The sequence below is a fragment of the Microbacterium sp. GbtcB4 genome (genome assembly GCF_019091465.1).
Taxonomy (GTDB): domain Bacteria; phylum Actinomycetota; class Actinomycetes; order Actinomycetales; family Microbacteriaceae; genus Microbacterium; species Microbacterium paraoxydans.
Genome location: NZ_JAGXJJ010000325.1, coordinates 1 through 250 on the forward strand (window position 1 = coordinate 1; position 250 = coordinate 250).

Below are 250 nucleotides of genomic sequence, written 5' to 3' on the forward strand. Positions count from 1 at the left end.
CTCATCAGGCCGGGCGACGCTCGGCCAGCTCATCAGAACCCGGAGCCGCGGCCGGGCCGCCGATACTGAGCTTCTGCTTGATCTGACTCTCGATCGCCAAGGCGATGTCGGCGTTGTTGAGCAGGGACGTCCGCGCGTTCTCCTTGCCCTGGCCGAGCTGATCGCCGTCGTAGGTGTACCACGGTCCCGACTTCTTGACGATGCCGTGCTCGACGCCGGAGTCGATCAGGCTGCCCTCGCGGGTGATGCC

At 66.4% G+C, this 250-nt stretch carries 1 pseudogene; it reads right to left on the bottom strand.

Going from position 1 to position 250, the window contains the following annotated elements:
- Positions 1–4 precede the first annotated feature (4 nt).
- Positions 5–250, bottom strand: a pseudogene (locus KVS71_RS18035) (DNA recombination/repair protein RecA); the annotation flags it as partial.